The sequence below is a fragment of the Methylobacterium nodulans ORS 2060 genome (genome assembly GCF_000022085.1).
Classification (GTDB): Bacteria; Pseudomonadota; Alphaproteobacteria; order Rhizobiales; family Beijerinckiaceae; genus Methylobacterium; species Methylobacterium nodulans.
In genome coordinates, this window is the sequence record NC_011892.1 from 330,011 (window position 1) to 345,602 (window position 15,592).

Below are 15,592 nucleotides of genomic sequence, written 5' to 3' on the forward strand. Positions count from 1 at the left end.
CGCCCGTGAACGTCATGAATGCCCAGTTCGCCCCGGTGGCGATCGCCGAGTTGCCGCCCGCCACCCGGATCTCGCTGCGCCTCGCCGATCCCGGCGCCGCGCCCGCCCTCGCTCTCCCGGCGAAGATCGGCGCCCGCACGGCCACGGGCAACCGTAGCGCCCTCTGCCTCGGCCCCGACGAGTGGCTGATCGAAGCGCCCGGAGCCGAGGCCGGCGCGCTTACGGCCACCCTGGCCGACCTCGCGACGCGCATTGCGATGAGCGCCGTCGAGGTCTCGGACCGCGAGGTCACCTATCGGCTCGAAGGCCCCGCGGTCCTCGACCTGCTCGCCACCGGCTGCCCGCTCGACCTCGCGCGGATGCCGACAGGCTCCGGCACCCGCACCGTCTTCGACACTGTGCAGATCGTCCTTACCCGCGAGGCCGGCGACCGCTTCCACCTGACTGTCTGGCGCTCCTTCGCGCCGCACGTCCGCGCCCTCCTCGATCTCGCCGCCCGCGAACTCGCGGTCGGACTCTGAGACCTTAGGGAAACGCCCATGCTCGACACCGCCCGCCTCTCTGACAACGCCGTCGCCGCCGCCATCGGCCGCGAGCTGGGCCGCCAGCAGAACCAGATCGAGCTGATCGCCTCGGAGAACATCGTCTCCCGCGACGTGCTCATCGCCCAGGGCTCCGTCCTGACCAACAAATACGCCGAGGGCTACCCCGGCAAACGCTACTACGGCGGCTGCGAATACGTGGACGAGGTCGAAACCCTCGCCATCGACCGGGTGAAGCGGCTGTTCGGCGCCGCCTACGCCAATGTCCAGCCCCATTCCGGCGCCCAGGCCAACCAGGCCGTGTTTCTCGCGCTCCTCCAGCCCGGCGACCGCATCATGGGCCTGTCCCTCGCCCATGGCGGCCACCTCACCCATGGCTCGTCCGTCACCATGTCAGGCAAATGGTTCGACGTCGTCGACTACCAAGTCCGCGAGTCCGACCAGCTGATCGACATGGAGGCCGTCCGCGCCCGTGCGCTCGAGACCCGGCCGAAGCTCATCGTCGCCGGTGCCTCGGCCTACCCGCGCGAGATCGACTTCGCCGGCTTCCGCGCCATTGCCGACGAGGTCGGCGCGTACCTCATGGTCGACATGGCGCATTATGCCGGCCTGATCGCCGCCGGGCTCTACCCGAACCCGGTGCCGCATGCCCACATCACCACCTCGACCACCCACAAGACGCTGCGCGGGCCCCGCGGCGGCATCATCCTGACGAACGACGAAGCGCTCGCGAAAAAACTCAACTCCGCGGTCTTCCCCGGCAACCAGGGCGGCCCGCTGATGCATGTCATCGCCGCCAAGGCCGTCGCCTTCGGCGAGGCGCTGCAGCCGTCCTTCCGCGACTACGCCGCCCGCGTCATCGCCAACGCCCGGGCCTTGGCCGCGACGCTGAAGGCTGGCGGCCTCGACATCGTCTCCGGCGGCACCGACTGCCACATGGTGCTCGTGGACCTGCGTCCGAAGGGGGTGAAGGGCCGCGACGCCGAGCGGGCGCTGGAGCGGGCTGGTCTCACCTGCAACAAGAACGCCATCCCCTTCGACCCGGAGAAGCCGTTCGTCACCTCCGGCATCCGCCTCGGCACCTCCGCCGGCACCACCCGCGGCCTCAGTGAGGCTGAATTCATCCGCGTCGGTCAGCTGGTCCTGAAAGTCGTCGAGGCCCTCGCGGTCAGCGGCCCCGAGGGCGACGCAGCCGTCGAGGCCGAGGTGTTGGCCGAGGTCCGCCGCGTCTGCGCCGCCCATCCGATCTACGCCGGCTGAGGGGTCGACCTTCCCTTGCGGGCCGTTGATGGCCCTTGGAAAATCAATCCATATCAATAGCTTGACGGGAGCCGCAGGCTTGCGGCTCCCGCACATCGCCCACCCTTGGAAGCCCGATGTTCCTGAGCGTCTTCGACATCTTCAAGATCGGCGTCGGTCCCTCGAGCTCGCACACGATGGGCCCGATGCTCGCCGCTGCCCGCTTCCTCGATGCTCTCCGCGAGGGCCGGGACAGCGTGCCCGGCTCCGGCGCTCCCGCCCGGCTTGAGGCGTCGCTGCACGGCAGTCTCGCCTTCACCGGCAAGGGCCACGCCACCGACCGCGCCGTCATCCTCGGCCTTCTCGGCTTCCGCCCCGAGACCCTCGACCCCGACGACGCCGAGCGCCGCGAGGCCGCCCTCAGGGCCACGGGCCACATCGACGTCCCCGGTCTCGGCCTCATCGCCTTCGATCCCGACAAGGGCGTCGTCTTCGACTACGGCCCGCCGCTGCCCGGCCATGCCAACGGCATGGTCCTGCGTGCCTTCGACGCCGTCGGCAACCTCCACCTCGCCGAGACCTACTACTCGATCGGCGGCGGCTTCGTCCTGACCGAGCGCGAGCTCGAGCACCGCGACGCCGCCCCCGACCCCACCCCGCGCCCCTACCCCTTCGCCACCGCCGCCGAGATGCTCGCCATGGGCGAAACCTCCGGCCTGCCCATCGCCGCGATGAAGCGCGCCAACGAAGGCCCCGGTCTCGACGCCGGTCTCGATCGCATCTGGTCGGTCATGGACGCCTGCATCGACCGTGGCCTCGCCACCGAGGGCACGCTTCCCGGCGGCCTCAACGTCCGCCGCCGCGCCCGCGCCATCCACCAGGCGCTCCTTGCCGAGCGTGGCACCAACGCCGCCCAGCCTCACACCGTCAACGACTGGCTCTCGGTCTACGCGATGGCGGTGAACGAGGAGAACGCCGCCGGCGGCCGCGTCGTCACCGCTCCCACCAACGGCGCCGCCGGGGTGGTGCCGGCAGTGATCCGCTACTACCGCGATCACGTCGTCGGCGCGTCCCACGAGGGCGTCCGCGATTTCCTGCTGACCGCCGCCGCCATCGGCGGAATCATCAAGACCAACGCCTCGATCTCCGGCGCCGAGGTCGGCTGCCAGGGCGAGATCGGCTCCGCCGCCGCCATGGCCGCCGCCGGCCTCTGCGCCGCCCTCGGAGGGACGAACGCCCAGATCGAGAACGCCGCCGAGATCGCGCTGGAGCATCACCTCGGCATGACCTGCGATCCGGCGCGTGGCCTCGTCCAGGTTCCCTGTATCGAGCGCAACGGTCTCGGCGCCATCAAGGCCGTCGCCGCCGCCTCGCTCGCACTCCGGAGCAACGGCATCCACATCGTGCCCCTCGATGCCTGCATCGAGACCATGCGCCAGACTGGCCTCGATATGAGCGTGAAGTACAAGGAAACCTCGACCGGCGGTCTCGCCGTCAACCTCCCGGAGTGCTGACCCATGCGCCTTGACAGGTGACGCGACCGGCCGTGTCCCAGCACCTGCGCGTGCTGAAGGACGCTGGCCTCGTGACCGACACCGTTCGGGGCACGCGGCGCATCTACCGCCTCGAGGAGCGCGGGATCCGGGCCATCCACGCGTGGCTCGACGAGCTGTGGGCGGACGCCCTCCGCGTCTCCGGCCGTGCTTCAGATCCGGAGTTCTGACGCAGACGATGTCCGCCAAGATAGTTTCATGAGACGATTTTTCGGGCAGTATATTTTCTGAAGTATTTTCTTTACACTCAAGTGATCGCTACGATAAATTGTGAGTGAGCAGTCAGGTTTGTAAAGAAAACGGTCGGATACTGTTGCGAATTCGGGTGGCTCTTCGGCCGGGCGTCTGGCGCAGCCATTGCACGGTCGTGAGGCTGGTCCCGTCACGGGCTCCGCGGCGGGCCTGATCGGAATTCGCCAACAGTATCCGATCGTTTTCTAGTGCGTTTTCTGTTCAAGTAGCAATGGCAGAGGCTCATGGTCAATCGGCGTCATAGCCGGCCGCTGCGATGGAGCGGCGGCATTCCTTGGGCATGAAGCAGCGCAGGATGCGCTGGATCGCCGTCTGCAGGGCCGCCTCGCTGCGGGCCGCTGCCTTGCGCAGCAAAGCCTTGAGCTTGGCGAACACCTTCTCGATCGGAGTGAAGTCCGGCGAGTAGGCCGGCAGGTAGAGCAGCTGCGCACCCACCGCCTCGACCGCTTCGCGCACGCCCGCCACCTTGTGAGCCGGTAGGTTGTCGAGGATCACCGCATCGCCCGGACGCAGCACCGGAGCGAGAACCTGCTGCACATAAGCCCGGACGGCCGTCCCGGTCATCGCCCCGCGGCGCGTCTGCGGCGCGACCAAGCCGCTGGCGCGCAGCCCCATCACCAGGGGGGGTGGTCGCCCAGTGCCCGAGCGGCACCGCCATCCGGCAGCGCTCGCCCCGTGCGGCGCGGCCGCGCAGGCGCGCCATCTTGGTGGGGGCGGCGGTCTCGTCCAGGAAGACCAGATGCTCCGGGTCGAGATCGAGCTGGCCCGCGAACCACGCCTCCCGCGCGGCGCCTACGTCCTCGCGCTGCTGCTCCTCAGCAGGCGCCGTCTTTTTTTATAGGTCAGCTTGTGGCGGGACAGCAGGCGCCAGATCGTGCCGAGCGCCGCCGTCACCCCGCGCTCGCGCAGCTTGGCCTGAAGGTCAGCCAGGGTGAGATCGGGCTTCTGGGCGACCTGGTCGAGCAGGAAGGGCGCGTGCTCGTCCAGGCGGGCGGACCGCCGATCACCGCCCATGGGATGAGGAGCCGGCGAGCCGGTGCGCTGCGCCTTGGCGCGCCAGCGGCTGGCGCTGGCCGCGCTCACGCCGAACCGCGCCGCGACCTGCGAGCAGGACAAGCCCTCCTCCAGGGCGGCGACCACGCGGGCACGCAGGTCGGCAGACAGGGCGGCGGGCATCGCTTCTCCCTCCAGCGCGTCACTCCTGAGCACAGCTGGGAAGCCAGCAGTGCAATTGCAAGCTGAACAGAAAATGCTCTAGGTGGTGAACCGCTTGGGCAGGATCGTGATATGGCCGACAAGAAGACCGAGGTTGCAGATGCAACGGCCGCCAAGGATGCGAAGACTGCATCTCAGCTGATTGACGTCAAGATTACGGAGCTGGCCGATTGGCGCGGCGAGATGCTCGCGCGCATCCGCAATCTCATCCGCGAGGCCGACCTCGATGTCATCGAGGAGGTGAAATGGCGCAAGCCATCTAATCCAGCCGGTGTCCCGGTCTGGTCGCACGCGGGGATCATCTGCACCGGCGAGATTTACAAAGATAAAGTGAAGCTGACGTTCGCGAAGGGCGCTTTGCTTGATGATCCGTCAGGCCTCTTCAACTCCAGCCTTGAAAGCAACATCAGACGCGCGATTGATATCGAAAAAGGTGTCCAGATCGACGAAACGGCGTTGAAGGCGCTCATCCGCGCGGCCGTGGCGCTGAATACAAACAGTCGCTGACATCCGATTCCACCCGCAGCCGATATGCGTGATCAGCATAGAAAAGCGGATGTTCGAGCATAGGCCTCATCCGAAGAGCCGCATAGGAGCAGAGCGGAAAGCCGTGTCTCAGATGTCTCACAGAAGCTCTTACGAGACACTTGCGTCTGATAGGGTATACCCTATTGCGCGAGGAGGCTGAGCTATCTCCTCGCGCGAGGCACTTTCTTCGGCCGTTCACATGGAAGGTTGAAGCAAGCTAGCCCGATTTCCCTCGGTATCGAGAAACGACACATACTCTCCGACGCCGGGAATCTGCATAGGATCTCCTAGGATCTTGCCACCGGCACGCAGAATTTTCTCCATTGTGCCCCTAATGTCGCCCACACCGATGACAATAGCAGGAACCTGTGCCGGCCAATCGGCTCTCTTCTCCCAAAATCCTCCGTTGATAGAACCCCGTGGGGCATCTGGCTTGACGTCAGCGTTGGCTGTCGTGACGATGACATAATTGCCCATTTCTGGGCCAAGTTTCTGTGCCTTCCAGCCGAATGCGCTTTCGTAGAACTGGACCATACGGTCACGGTCCTCATAGGGCATTTCGAAATGAACAACCGGATCCATGTTGCATGCTCCGTTTCGTGAGGATCTTATTTCAAAATCTGTCGGCGTTGTAACTGCTTACTGGTTCCCGCGCACCTTGTCCGGCGGCGGATATGAACAGTCGGCCACGATGCCCTCCAGCACCCGCTCCAGGGGCGTGTCAGCGCCGAACGTCTCCGCGAGCCGGGCGAGGCGATACGAGCCCCGCCGGGAGGCGCAGATCCCGCAAGCCACGCGCACGATCACGAAGGGGTAGTGGGCGAGGCAAGTGACCCGCGCGCCGCCGACTGCCCTTATGAGAACAAATAGTAAACATACTGTTCCAGGTAGCCGGTCAAGGAAGCCGTTCAGGTCCGTGCTGCTAGGGTCGGCCTTCTATCAAGGCCTGTACCCATGCGCCTGACCACACTCTCTCTGACCGTCGTCGCTGCGCTCACCGGCCCGGCTCTTGCGCAACCGGGCGCCACCGTTGGCCTGCCAATCGGAGCCGGGCTCGCCCCAAAGCCGGCCCCTGCTCAGAAGCCAGTCACGGCCGCGCCTGGCGGCGCGATCTTCCCCACCGCGATCTCGCCCAAGTACGCTCATGAGTCCGCCGGCAAGGCCCGGCAGAAGACGTGCCTGGATCAGGACAACGCCAACAAGGCCGCGGGCGGCGCCGGCAACGGCGGCCTGAACTGGATCCAGAAGGGCGGCGGCTACTACTCGGAGTGCAACAAGCGCCTGAAGGGCTGAAGGTCCTCTGAAGTGACGCGCGAGGTACCGTCACAGGAGGATCACACCTCCATCTTCGGCCGCCGTGCAACCCTCCGGTATGCGGTCGAGCATGTCCGGGCTCATGTGCGTGAGCAGGATGGACTTCGCGGCCATGGCAGGCAGGTGCTTCCGCAGCGTGGCCCAGTCGAGATGATATCGAACGGGCCGCTCGGCCGTGTAGGCTTCCGCGATCAGGAGGTCGACTCACGACCAGCGGGGTAGAGCGCGTCCACCCATTCCGTGTCGCCCGTCATCGTCGCCTACGAGTCCGGCGGGAGCGGCTTCTGGCTTGCGCGCTGGCTGCGGCAGCATGGTATTGAGGTGCACGTCATGCAACCCTCCAGCGTGCCGGTGGACCGCCGCATGCGCCGGGCCAAGTCCGACCGCATCGACGCGGACATGCTGCTGCGCACCCTCCTGGCTTGGCTGCGCGGCGAGCCGCGGGTTTGATCCATGGTGCCGGGGCCGGACGAGGTCACCGGGGAGGCCCGCCGCCCCAGGCGCGAGCGCGAGGCGTTGAGCCGCGCGCGGGTGGCCATCGTTAACCGGATCGAGGCGGGGCTGACCGTGCTCGGCGCGGGCGAGTACAACCCGCTCCGGCGCGACGGCCGCGAGCGGCTGGAGCAGGTGCGCACCGCCCTCGGCCAGCCTCTTCCTCCCCACGCTCGGGCGCAGATCGAGCGCCTCCTCGATCGCCTCAACCTGATCCAACGCCCGCGCGCTCGGCTCCTACGCTGGGCTGACCGGGACGCCCTACAGCAGCGGCGGCATGCAACGCGAGCAGGGGATCGGCAAGGACGGCAACAGGCGGCTGCGCGCGAGGCGCGTTGAACGCGCCTGGATGTGGTTGCGCTACCAGCCAGGCTGCGCGCGCGCTGGTTCTACGATCGCCTGGGCGGCTGTCGCGGCCGGCTGCGCAAGGTCATGATCGTCGCACTGGCCGGAAAGCTCCTGATCGCGCTCTGGCGATACCTCCAGGACGGCGCCGGGCCGCAGGGGATGGAGCTGAAGCCGGCCTGACGGTGGGAATCCCCAGAGCGGCACGGTGGGAGGGAAACGGGCCGGCGGAGCCCCGGCGAATGCGGATCGACGGATCGGGCCAGACCCGCCGGGCGGAACTGGCTCGGTGGGACCGAGGGAGCGGCGGCCGGGACGAAGCGTGGGCTGCCTGACAGCGCCGATGCTGGAGAGTGGCGCCACTCGCCTCGGAACTCCTCCGACCCGAATGAGGGATCGTGGCGCGGACACCGTCCCGCCGGATACGAGGTTGGCGAGGGCACCCTCGCCGCGCGGAGCTCCACCTCGGCACCCCGGAATGCCAACACGAGGGGGGACCGGGACGATGACGACCAGCACTCAATAGAACAGGCTTGACGCAGCGGTCCTCAGAGGTTTCGTTGACGCGCCCGGACCCGCAGGGCGGCATGCGAAACATGCGAGTGCCGAGCCTTGAAGTCGCCGCGGGCTTGGCGCTTCAGCGTGAGGGCGAGGGCGGTGAGGATCATGGGCCGGCTCCGGAGCGGAGACGGCAAGCTCGGTGGGTATGCCTAACGACCCGTGAATGCCGGCGCGATCGCGTTTGCGACAGGCCCGTTTTCCGCAGGCAGCGCACCCACCCTTGTTCGTCGGGATAGACGGTTATCCCACCCCGCCGGCCGCAGCTCGTGCAGCGCATCCGGTGCCCGACCTGATTCATGTCCAGATCGTTCCGCAGGCGCAGCTGCATCGTCGGGATGTTGGCGGTGTGCTTGCAAATCGGGCAGCAGACGAAGAGCGTCAGCTGAGCCTTGCGGACCTCACGGAGCAGAATTGGGGGGCGTGGTGGTCGAGGCATGCAGGTTCGCTACGTGCCATCCGGCCGTGCGGAGGCACCATCGGAGCAGAAGGCAGTAATGACATTCCTGTGCCCAGTCACCTCTTTCCGTACTCCGTAAAAACGTAATCCCTTGTCTCCACGATCGTGTGGCATGCGAACCCGCACTTGGCGTCGTTCGCCTGCGGCGGCTGATCGGCCTCGGTGCTGGGCGCGAACGTGTCGGACGCGGCGTCATACTTGAACGCGGCCCATCCCCAGCCACCGCTATCCGCAAACCTCTTGCTGTCCTTCACCATGAAGTCCACGTCATGCTGGGTGCCCGGCACCGTCGTATCCGGGAAGTACTGGTTCTTCTTCGGGGTCCAATGGATCTTCGCCATCTTGGCGCCGTCTGGGAAAGGCTTGCCGTTGTCCGGAATGCCGGCCCGGTAGGCCTCAATCATCTCGGGATTGGCGAGGATCACAGCGACGAGCTTGTCGTTCTGACTGGTGGAAACAACCGGCCAGCCTCCGTATCCCTTGAACTCGGAGAACGCGAGCCCACCCGGCACTTTCAAGGTGTACTTGTCCTGCTGGGCAAGGGCGATCCCACCCAAGACGGCGAGCACCAATCCAAATGCGGCGGCTGAAACGGCTCGTAAACCGCGGGAAGGCGAAGAAGGCCTGTTGGTCATGGCTCCCTCCTGATGAAGGCGCTTTGGAACTTGCGCGGGATGCGGCAGGTCGTTGAGCGATGGCGGAGCGACCGTGCGGCTGTCCATGTGCTCCTCCCTCGGGGTTACGCGAGCACGCGGTACAGGAGCGACGTCGACAAATCGTCGGGAGCCTGAGTCCGACGCAGGACTTTAACTCAGGTGAATAGGATATACCTTTCCGCCGCGGCGCGAAAGTGGCGTGGCGTCGAACTCCAGCTTCAGGCGGGATCGAACGTGACCCGGAGAGCGGCATCGTTTTCTTCACCCGCTGCACCGTCCATCTCCAGTTCCGCTGAGCCCGACTACTCCCTTTAGGATAACCAAAATTCGGTCCTCCAGGTCACCCCACGGCGTGCGCATTTGGGAAATGCGGGCTTATTTGACCATGGGAGCCCACCAGGGCTTGATCAGCCCCCACGAGGTGTCTCATCGGCAGATTTCGTGGCGGCCGGCGTAGCGATACGCTACATCTGAGCGGACACGGCCATGTTGCACCAGCGCACCAGTTCGCACGCCCCGGAGGCGCCCCCGCTCGGGATCGGTTATTACACCGTCCCGGAGGCCGCGCGCCTGCTGCGCATGCCGGCGCGCAACATCAACCGTTGGCTTGGCGGGTACTCCTTCAAGTCCGGCGGCAAGCCTGGGCAGATGCCGCCCCTCTGGACACCAGAGCTCCCAGTGACTGAGGATGATCGCCTCGAGCTTGGCTTCCGGGATTTGATCGAGCTCCGCTTCGTGAACGCCTTCGTGAAGGAGGGGCTCGACCTCCGCGTGATCCGGAGCTGCCTGGATTACGCACGGAAGTGCGTCCAGGACGACCGGCCTTTCTCGACCCCGCGGTTTCGGACTGATGGTCGAACAATCTTCCTTGAGAGCCTGAAGGCCTCGGAGGCGAGCGAGTTCCTCGACCTGAAGCAGGGTCAATACGTCATCAAGGCCGTGATGGAGCGAACCTTCAGGGATCTCGACATCGACGATGACGTCGTTGCCCGTTGGCGACCGTTCCACGGGAAGGACTCGATCGTCATCGATCCGCAGCGCGCCTTCGGCCAGCCGATTGCTGCTGATTACGGCGTTTCGACGATCGCTCTCGCGGAAGCCGTGAAGGCCGAAGGCTCCGTCGATCGGGTGGCGCGCCTCTATGAGGTCGCGCCCTCAGTCGTCCGCGGTGCCGTGAAGTTCGAAGAGTCCCTGTTGGCAGCGTGAAGGTCCTCATCGACGAGAACCTTCCTAAGGCGCTCGCGTGCGGCCTGAATGGCTTGTTCGCCGGAGAACACGAGATCGTCCACATTCGAGACCTCTATGGTCCCGCGGTGAAGGACATCGACTGGATCCCGGACCTGAGCAAACAAGGACGATGGGTCGTCATCTCTGGTGGTCGAGCCATTAAGAAGAAGAAAGCGGAGTATCACGTTTTTAGATCCTCACGTTCTGTAGGTTTCTTCCTCGCACCAGGTTTATTGAAGGCTCCTCTTATTAAGCAAGCGGAGCGGATCCTCGCGAATTGGGAGGGGATCGAAACCTTCGCCGCAGGCAGTGCGCCGGGGGCGATGTACGAGATTCATATGTCGAGCATGAAGATCGCACCGCTGTAGCAATGCGGCTCCGCGTCGTCCTCGGTCTCTCGCATGCCCGCTGCCGGGAGCTCGAGGCATCGAGATCGCGGGTCAGTCCGGGAGCCGAGCACGGTACGCCGGTTACTGGTAGCCAAGACGGCGACGAGCGCTGAAACCCCCATCCGTCAGATCAGCCCCCAACCGGCAAGCCTTGGCAGATCATGGACATGAGCTTCCGCCGTCCGATTGTCCGGATGAACGCCTTGCCTCGGCGCTCGTAGCAGGCGTGCATGACTGACACCTCCACCGTCGGCACCCTGATCGCCCGCAACATCGTCCCGCTCGAGCAACTCGACGCCGCCGTGTCGGCCTACATGGCCGACCCAGCGCTCGGGCCACGCGAGACCGCCAATGGCGTCTCGAGAGGACTTCAAGATGAGGCGCAACGACTCCTGGTATGGACGGCGATCCTACTCACGCTTGCGGCCTTAGGAGAGGCCGAATAGCTTGGTCCACATGAATGCAGATCAAAACCCCCGTCTCGCCATCCTCAACTGAGACGCAGAAGAGCATCTTCTCAAGCCTTTGCGGCGGCACGGCTGGACTGCTTCTGTCGATCGTCAGGTTGAGGGAGATGATCGCGGCACGGCTGGACTGCTTCTGTCGATCGTCAGGTTGAGGGAGATGATCATTTGGTGATTTCCGCTGAAAGAGCAGGACACCAACGTACTCTTGTGTTACTGTATTCTTGTTCCTCTTCTAATACCAACCCTCGTTGAGCAGGCCTCACGCTGGGTAGCGGCGGGCAACGGGTCGTGATTCTGTCCTCTGGCTTGACGCCAAAGGAGGATGGCATGGCCGCTCCTGTCCCGCTGCGGCCGGATTTTGACGCCGAGGCCCTGCGGCGTTTGGCCAAAGCGTCGCGCGATCCGGCCCAGACCCGCCGGCTGCTGGTGCTGTCGGCGATCTACGCGGGCGGGTCACGCACAGAGGCAGCTGCGCTGGGCGGCGTCGTGCTGCAGACGGTGCGGGACTGGGGCCTGGCCTTCAGCTGATCGACGGCAAGGCCCCCGGTGCGCGCCCACGCCTGAACGCACAGCAGCGGGAGGCGCTGCGCACCTTGGTCGAGCAGGGGCCGATGCCGGCCGCCCACGGGGTGATGCGCTGGCGGCTGGTCGATCTGGTCCAGATCCTGTTCGAGGACCACGGCGTCGCGGTCTCCGCGCCGACGCTGAGCTGCGTGCTGCGGGCGATGGGCTATCGCAAACTCTCGGCCCGTCCCCGCCATCACGCCCAGGATCCGGCCGCCGCCGACGCGTTGAAAAAGCCTTTCCCGCCCGCTTGGCGCAGATCGCACAGGCCACGGGCGGCAAGCCGATAGAGGTCTGGTTCGCCGACGAGGCTCGGGTTGTCCAGACGAACACGATCACCCGCCGCGGGGCGCGCCGGGGCACGCGCCCCGCGGCCCCGAAGGACCAGCGCACCGCGTCCGCCTCCCTCTTCGGGGCGATCTGCCCGGCCCGCGGCACGGGAGCCGGGCTCGTCATGCCCCGCTGCACCACCGAGGCGATGAACCGGCACCTGGCCGAGATCGCCACGGCCGTCGCGCCCGGCGCGCACGCCGTGCTTGTGCTCGATCAGGCCGGCTGGCACACGACCAGAAAACTCGCGGTCCCAGGCAACATCACCCTGCGGCCGCTGCCGGCGCGCTCGCCCGAGCTGAACCCGGTCGAGACCCTCTGGCAGTTCATGCGCGAGAACTGGCTCGGCAACCGGATCTACGTCTCCTACGAGACCATTCTCGACCACTGCTGCCATGCCTGGAACAACCTGATCGACCAGCCCTGGCGCATCATCTCCATCGGACTGCGCGCCTGAGCCCATGGGTTCTGATCAATGAGAGTTGGTATAAGTGTCTCATACTCCCGCTGATGCGCATGGCCCGGCCTCACGCGCGCGAGGGCCGTCCAGCCTCACGATAGGCGGCGACTACCTACGCGCGCCGCTGATGCGGCTATCCTGCCGACCATCGGGGTAATCCGAATGGTTCCTTGTCTGCAGTGTTCGGCCAAGTACAGTCCTACCCACGCGGGTGAAGCAGGCGACGATTGGATCCCCCGATCAGCGGCGGGGCAGCGCTGTCCCATCCGCTCTACAGGGCAGACGTGATTGTTTCTGCCCACGTCATTCTGAGCTTACCTCACCCGTCCGGCCACTCTCGCCGTGGCGGGCCTTCTACACACCATACCGGGCTTATGCGAACGGGGCCGGCCTCACGCGTGCAGGCGCACTTCCGGCGACGACGGGCGCTCACGTCCAGCGTGCCGTGAGTTGGGTGGATGAGCTGGGGCCGTGCAACATGCAAACCGCACTGGCCTAATCCAAACGGCAGGATTGTCTAGCCGCCTGAAGCGTGTACTTCTAGTGCCAATCGTCTACGAGCTGACTTCGTCCGCCCGGTTTACTGTGGCGGGCTTTTCTTGTTTTCAGCCTCTCATAGCAATTCTGCTCATCATCATTATCGGGAGCATTATGGCTCACTGTGCTCAAGCTTGTCAATCGCTTATTGAGGAGCGAAATCCCCCCGGCCGCCACTTCATGTGCTTTGTCCTTCAGCTTGAAGCTTGTTGTCTGACAGCTGCTTCAGTATGCAATGGATTTCACTGCGCTATCATCCAATCTTAACAATCAGTGACAGTGGGCATCATTCGTCTGATTTGTACCACTAGCGTGGACCATCCCGTCAATGGCCGATGGACAGCATCTTGCTGGCACCCCAGTAACCCAAGCCCGCGGCGATAATGATGAAGGGCATGGCGACAATGACGACCCCGAGCACCTCCGATCCTATAAGCCACACCAAGAACTTGACGGCGGCTACGAGGAACAGGAAGGCGCCACAGCACAGAAGCGCCACACCGCCTCCGAAGAAAGAGCATAAGATCGCGACCGTGCGGCTAATCTTGTCGAGCTCAACCTTCATCAGTGCGAATTCCCTGACCGCCAAATCAGACGCTTGCTGTGCAGCATCCAATATCAGCCTACCGCTGCTTTTCCGGGGTTCTGCCTCGGCTTGATCCGCCTGCTCCATCGCCCCGCCGCCAAAACTTACCGAGTTCCGGCATGACAATCATTTTGGGTTCATGCTGTTCCGGTGCTGCGGCTTCCTTTTCAGTTACCGGCGCACGTGGGCTGCGCGGACATGCCTGGGCCCCCTATCCCGAGCCGGCGTTTTTCGTGCTGCCGTGCGCCTGCGTCGGTGCCGTATGGGTATACCTCAGTCGACATCCCGCTTGGATCAGGGGCAGGCCACCACAGACATTACTCCTCCGGAGAGCCGGGTCACGGACCCGGTACAAACAGGATCCCGACCTCGCCCCCAGATTGCCGTACCTGAAAGAGGCTGATCGCCTCGCGTGCCAGGCTGTCGTCTAATCGCCTCGCATAAAGCAAGTCCTTTTTGGATTGTCGGGCCGTCGTTTGCCGGGAGCACGGTCGTCTTCGCGGTCGGCATGAGCCGCCGCATGATGGGGCTTCGCAGGATGAACCTTCCGATGTGTGAAGCGCACTCGATGGACCGGTCTGGATCTCACGGTGCAACAGCCTAGGCGGAATGGTTCGCCCACGTCCCGGCAGGGACGCCTCGACGCGCCTTCGGGACGCGACAAGCTGGGGTGTTCTGGGATCAGGCCATGGCAGCCTTCGCACGGTAGGAGTGGCCGGACTTCAGCATGGCGTGCATGACGACGGCCAGCTTGCGCGCGACCGCCACGGCGGCGCGCTTGAAGCCGAGCCGCTCGCGCAGCTTCAGTCCCCAGGCTCGCAGGTCGCTGTCCACCTGGCTACGCGTCAGGAGAACGGTCGCCGCCTCGTAGAGAAGCCCTCGCATATGGGCGTCTCCTCTCCGGGAGATATGCCCGTCATAGTCGACCTCGCCCGACTGATAGCGCCGCGTCGTCAACCCGAACCAGGCGGCGACGGAGCGGGACGATCGGAAGTTGGCGGGATCCTCGATCGCGGTCACGAAGGCGGTCGCGGTGATCGCCCCGATCCCGGGAATCGCCATCAGCCGCTGGCAGGCTTGGCTCTGCCGTGCACCGGCCAGAAGCTGGCGTCCGAGCTCCGCTGCTCGACGGCGAACCGCGTTCCAGGCCTCAAGCAGCGGAAGGATGACGCGAGCCAGACCGTGATCGCCCGACAGGAGACGTCGAACCTCCGCCTCGAACGATCCGCCCTTTGCGCCCGGCACGATCAAGCCGAACGTCTTCATCAGGCCGCGGATCTGATTGGATAGCTCGGTCGTCACCTGCACGAGCTTGCTGCGCGCGGCGACAAGCGTTCGCACGAGCAGGCTGTCGTATCCCTTCACCCGCACTTCGCGGAAGAAGCCGACCTCGGCCAGATGGGCCAGCCCGTCGGCATCGTTGGCGTCGGTTTTGTTGGCGGCCATGTCGAGCGCGGCCTTGGCATGGCGCGCGTCGATGCAGATCGCTGGCAAGCCTTCGGCGCGCAGCGCGTGGTAGAACCAAACTGACAAAGGACCCGTCTCAAATACGATCCGTTGGGCTTCGGGCGCATGCTTGCGCAGCACCCTGGCAATGACGGCAGGATCGGAAGCGCACCTGCCGCGCCAAACACGCTTGCCGTCCCGCCGCACGCTGAGCGCCGTCTCTTTCAGGGACACGTCGAGACCGATATACTCACCCATGGTTGTTCTCCGCTCGATGCATGGGCCCGGCGTCCAGTCGTGAGCCCGCAACTTCATCCTGCCGGGGAACAACCACCGCTTCCATTGTAGGCCGCGTCACTCCGGCCCGAGGGGGAACGCTCCCGCGATTACCCCATGTGTGAGAACGCGGGTTTTGTCGACGTGGCTCATGGG

General features: G+C 65.3%; 14 protein-coding genes and 3 pseudogenes. 11 read left to right on the plus strand and 6 right to left on the minus strand.

Annotated features, from left to right (window positions below; all coding sequences use genetic code 11):
* The first annotated feature begins 14 nt into the window (after nucleotides 1-14).
* The 4 genes from MNOD_RS37760 (at nucleotide 15) to MNOD_RS37775 (ending at nucleotide 3,504) form a co-directional block, all read left to right on the plus strand.
* A complete protein-coding gene (locus MNOD_RS37760) occupies nucleotides 15-521 on the plus strand; it encodes a sarcosine oxidase subunit gamma (RefSeq protein ID WP_043753797.1) in 507 nt (168 codons plus the stop codon).
* A gap of 18 nt (nucleotides 522-539) precedes the next feature.
* Entirely contained in the window at nucleotides 540-1,802 is a 1,263-nt protein-coding gene (gene glyA, locus MNOD_RS37765; RefSeq protein ID WP_015934210.1) for a serine hydroxymethyltransferase, read from the plus strand.
* Between the two features lie 116 nt (nucleotides 1,803-1,918).
* Nucleotides 1,919-3,295: an L-serine ammonia-lyase gene (locus MNOD_RS37770; protein WP_015934211.1), complete on the plus strand. Its 1,377-nt coding sequence runs from the start codon at nucleotides 1,919-1,921 to the stop codon at nucleotides 3,293-3,295.
* Nucleotides 3,296-3,312: 17 nt separating this feature from the next.
* The gene (locus MNOD_RS37775) at nucleotides 3,313-3,504 is read left to right on the plus strand and encodes an ArsR/SmtB family transcription factor (protein ID WP_050783599.1); all 192 of its coding nucleotides are present in this window, start codon (nucleotides 3,313-3,315) and stop codon (nucleotides 3,502-3,504) included.
* A 310-nt stretch (nucleotides 3,505-3,814) separates the two neighbouring features.
* Here the strand turns inward: MNOD_RS37775 and MNOD_RS44905 are convergent.
* A pseudogene (locus MNOD_RS44905) lies at nucleotides 3,815-4,762 on the minus strand (IS630 family transposase).
* A gap of 111 nt (nucleotides 4,763-4,873) precedes the next feature.
* Here MNOD_RS44905 and MNOD_RS37790 point away from each other — a divergent pair.
* Nucleotides 4,874-5,308 (plus strand): DUF1801 domain-containing protein, encoded by a 435-nt coding sequence (locus MNOD_RS37790; protein ID WP_015934213.1) that lies wholly within the window; start codon nucleotides 4,874-4,876, stop codon nucleotides 5,306-5,308.
* Nucleotides 5,309-5,524: 216 nt separating this feature from the next.
* Here the strand turns inward: MNOD_RS37790 and MNOD_RS44910 are convergent, their stop codons facing one another.
* On the minus strand, nucleotides 5,525-5,911 hold the full coding sequence (locus tag MNOD_RS44910; protein ID WP_015934214.1) for a VOC family protein: 387 nt from the start codon (nucleotides 5,909-5,911) through the stop codon (nucleotides 5,525-5,527).
* A gap of 57 nt (nucleotides 5,912-5,968) precedes the next feature.
* Complete coding sequence (locus MNOD_RS37795; protein ID WP_244424845.1) at nucleotides 5,969-6,124, minus strand: hypothetical protein; 156 nt, start codon at nucleotides 6,122-6,124, stop codon at nucleotides 5,969-5,971.
* 159 nt (nucleotides 6,125-6,283) lie between these two features.
* On the opposite strand from MNOD_RS37795, the gene MNOD_RS37800 reads away from it, so the two are divergent.
* Together MNOD_RS37800 and MNOD_RS49690 are read left to right on the plus strand one after the other, a co-directional pair.
* Nucleotides 6,284-6,622 (plus strand): hypothetical protein, encoded by a 339-nt coding sequence (locus MNOD_RS37800; RefSeq protein WP_015934215.1) that lies wholly within the window; start codon nucleotides 6,284-6,286, stop codon nucleotides 6,620-6,622.
* A gap of 246 nt (nucleotides 6,623-6,868) precedes the next feature.
* Nucleotides 6,869-7,663 (plus strand): annotated as a pseudogene (locus MNOD_RS49690) (transposase); the annotation flags it as partial.
* A gap of 891 nt (nucleotides 7,664-8,554) precedes the next feature.
* Here MNOD_RS49690 and MNOD_RS37810 read toward each other — a convergent pair.
* Entirely contained in the window at nucleotides 8,555-9,133 is a 579-nt protein-coding gene (locus MNOD_RS37810) for a cytochrome P460 family protein (RefSeq protein WP_015934217.1), read from the minus strand.
* A 507-nt stretch (nucleotides 9,134-9,640) separates the two neighbouring features.
* Between MNOD_RS37810 and MNOD_RS37815 the strand changes: the two genes are divergently transcribed.
* The 4 genes and pseudogenes from MNOD_RS37815 to MNOD_RS44920 all read left to right on the plus strand — a co-directional run bounded on the left by MNOD_RS37815 (nucleotide 9,641) and on the right by MNOD_RS44920 (nucleotide 12,588).
* Entirely contained in the window at nucleotides 9,641-10,360 is a 720-nt protein-coding gene (locus MNOD_RS37815; protein WP_015934218.1) for a MerR family transcriptional regulator, read from the plus strand.
* On the plus strand, nucleotides 10,357-10,749 hold the full coding sequence (locus tag MNOD_RS37820) for a PIN-like domain-containing protein (protein WP_015934219.1): 393 nt from the start codon (nucleotides 10,357-10,359) through the stop codon (nucleotides 10,747-10,749). The genes MNOD_RS37815 and MNOD_RS37820 overlap by 4 nt, the downstream gene beginning before the upstream one ends.
* Nucleotides 10,750-11,000: 251 nt before the next feature.
* Nucleotides 11,001-11,216, plus strand: a complete 216-nt coding sequence (locus MNOD_RS37825) for a hypothetical protein (protein WP_015934220.1) — start codon at nucleotides 11,001-11,003, stop codon at nucleotides 11,214-11,216.
* Between the two features lie 309 nt (nucleotides 11,217-11,525).
* Nucleotides 11,526-12,588, plus strand: a pseudogene (locus tag MNOD_RS44920) (IS630 family transposase).
* An 865-nt stretch (nucleotides 12,589-13,453) separates the two neighbouring features.
* Here MNOD_RS44920 and MNOD_RS37840 read toward each other — a convergent pair.
* Nucleotides 13,454-13,801, minus strand: a complete 348-nt coding sequence (locus tag MNOD_RS37840) for a phage holin family protein (RefSeq protein ID WP_043753584.1) — start codon at nucleotides 13,799-13,801, stop codon at nucleotides 13,454-13,456.
* A 594-nt stretch (nucleotides 13,802-14,395) separates the two neighbouring features.
* Entirely contained in the window at nucleotides 14,396-15,418 is a 1,023-nt protein-coding gene (locus MNOD_RS37845) for an IS110-like element ISMno14 family transposase (RefSeq protein WP_015926997.1), read from the minus strand.
* Between the last annotated feature and the right edge of the window lie 174 nt (nucleotides 15,419-15,592).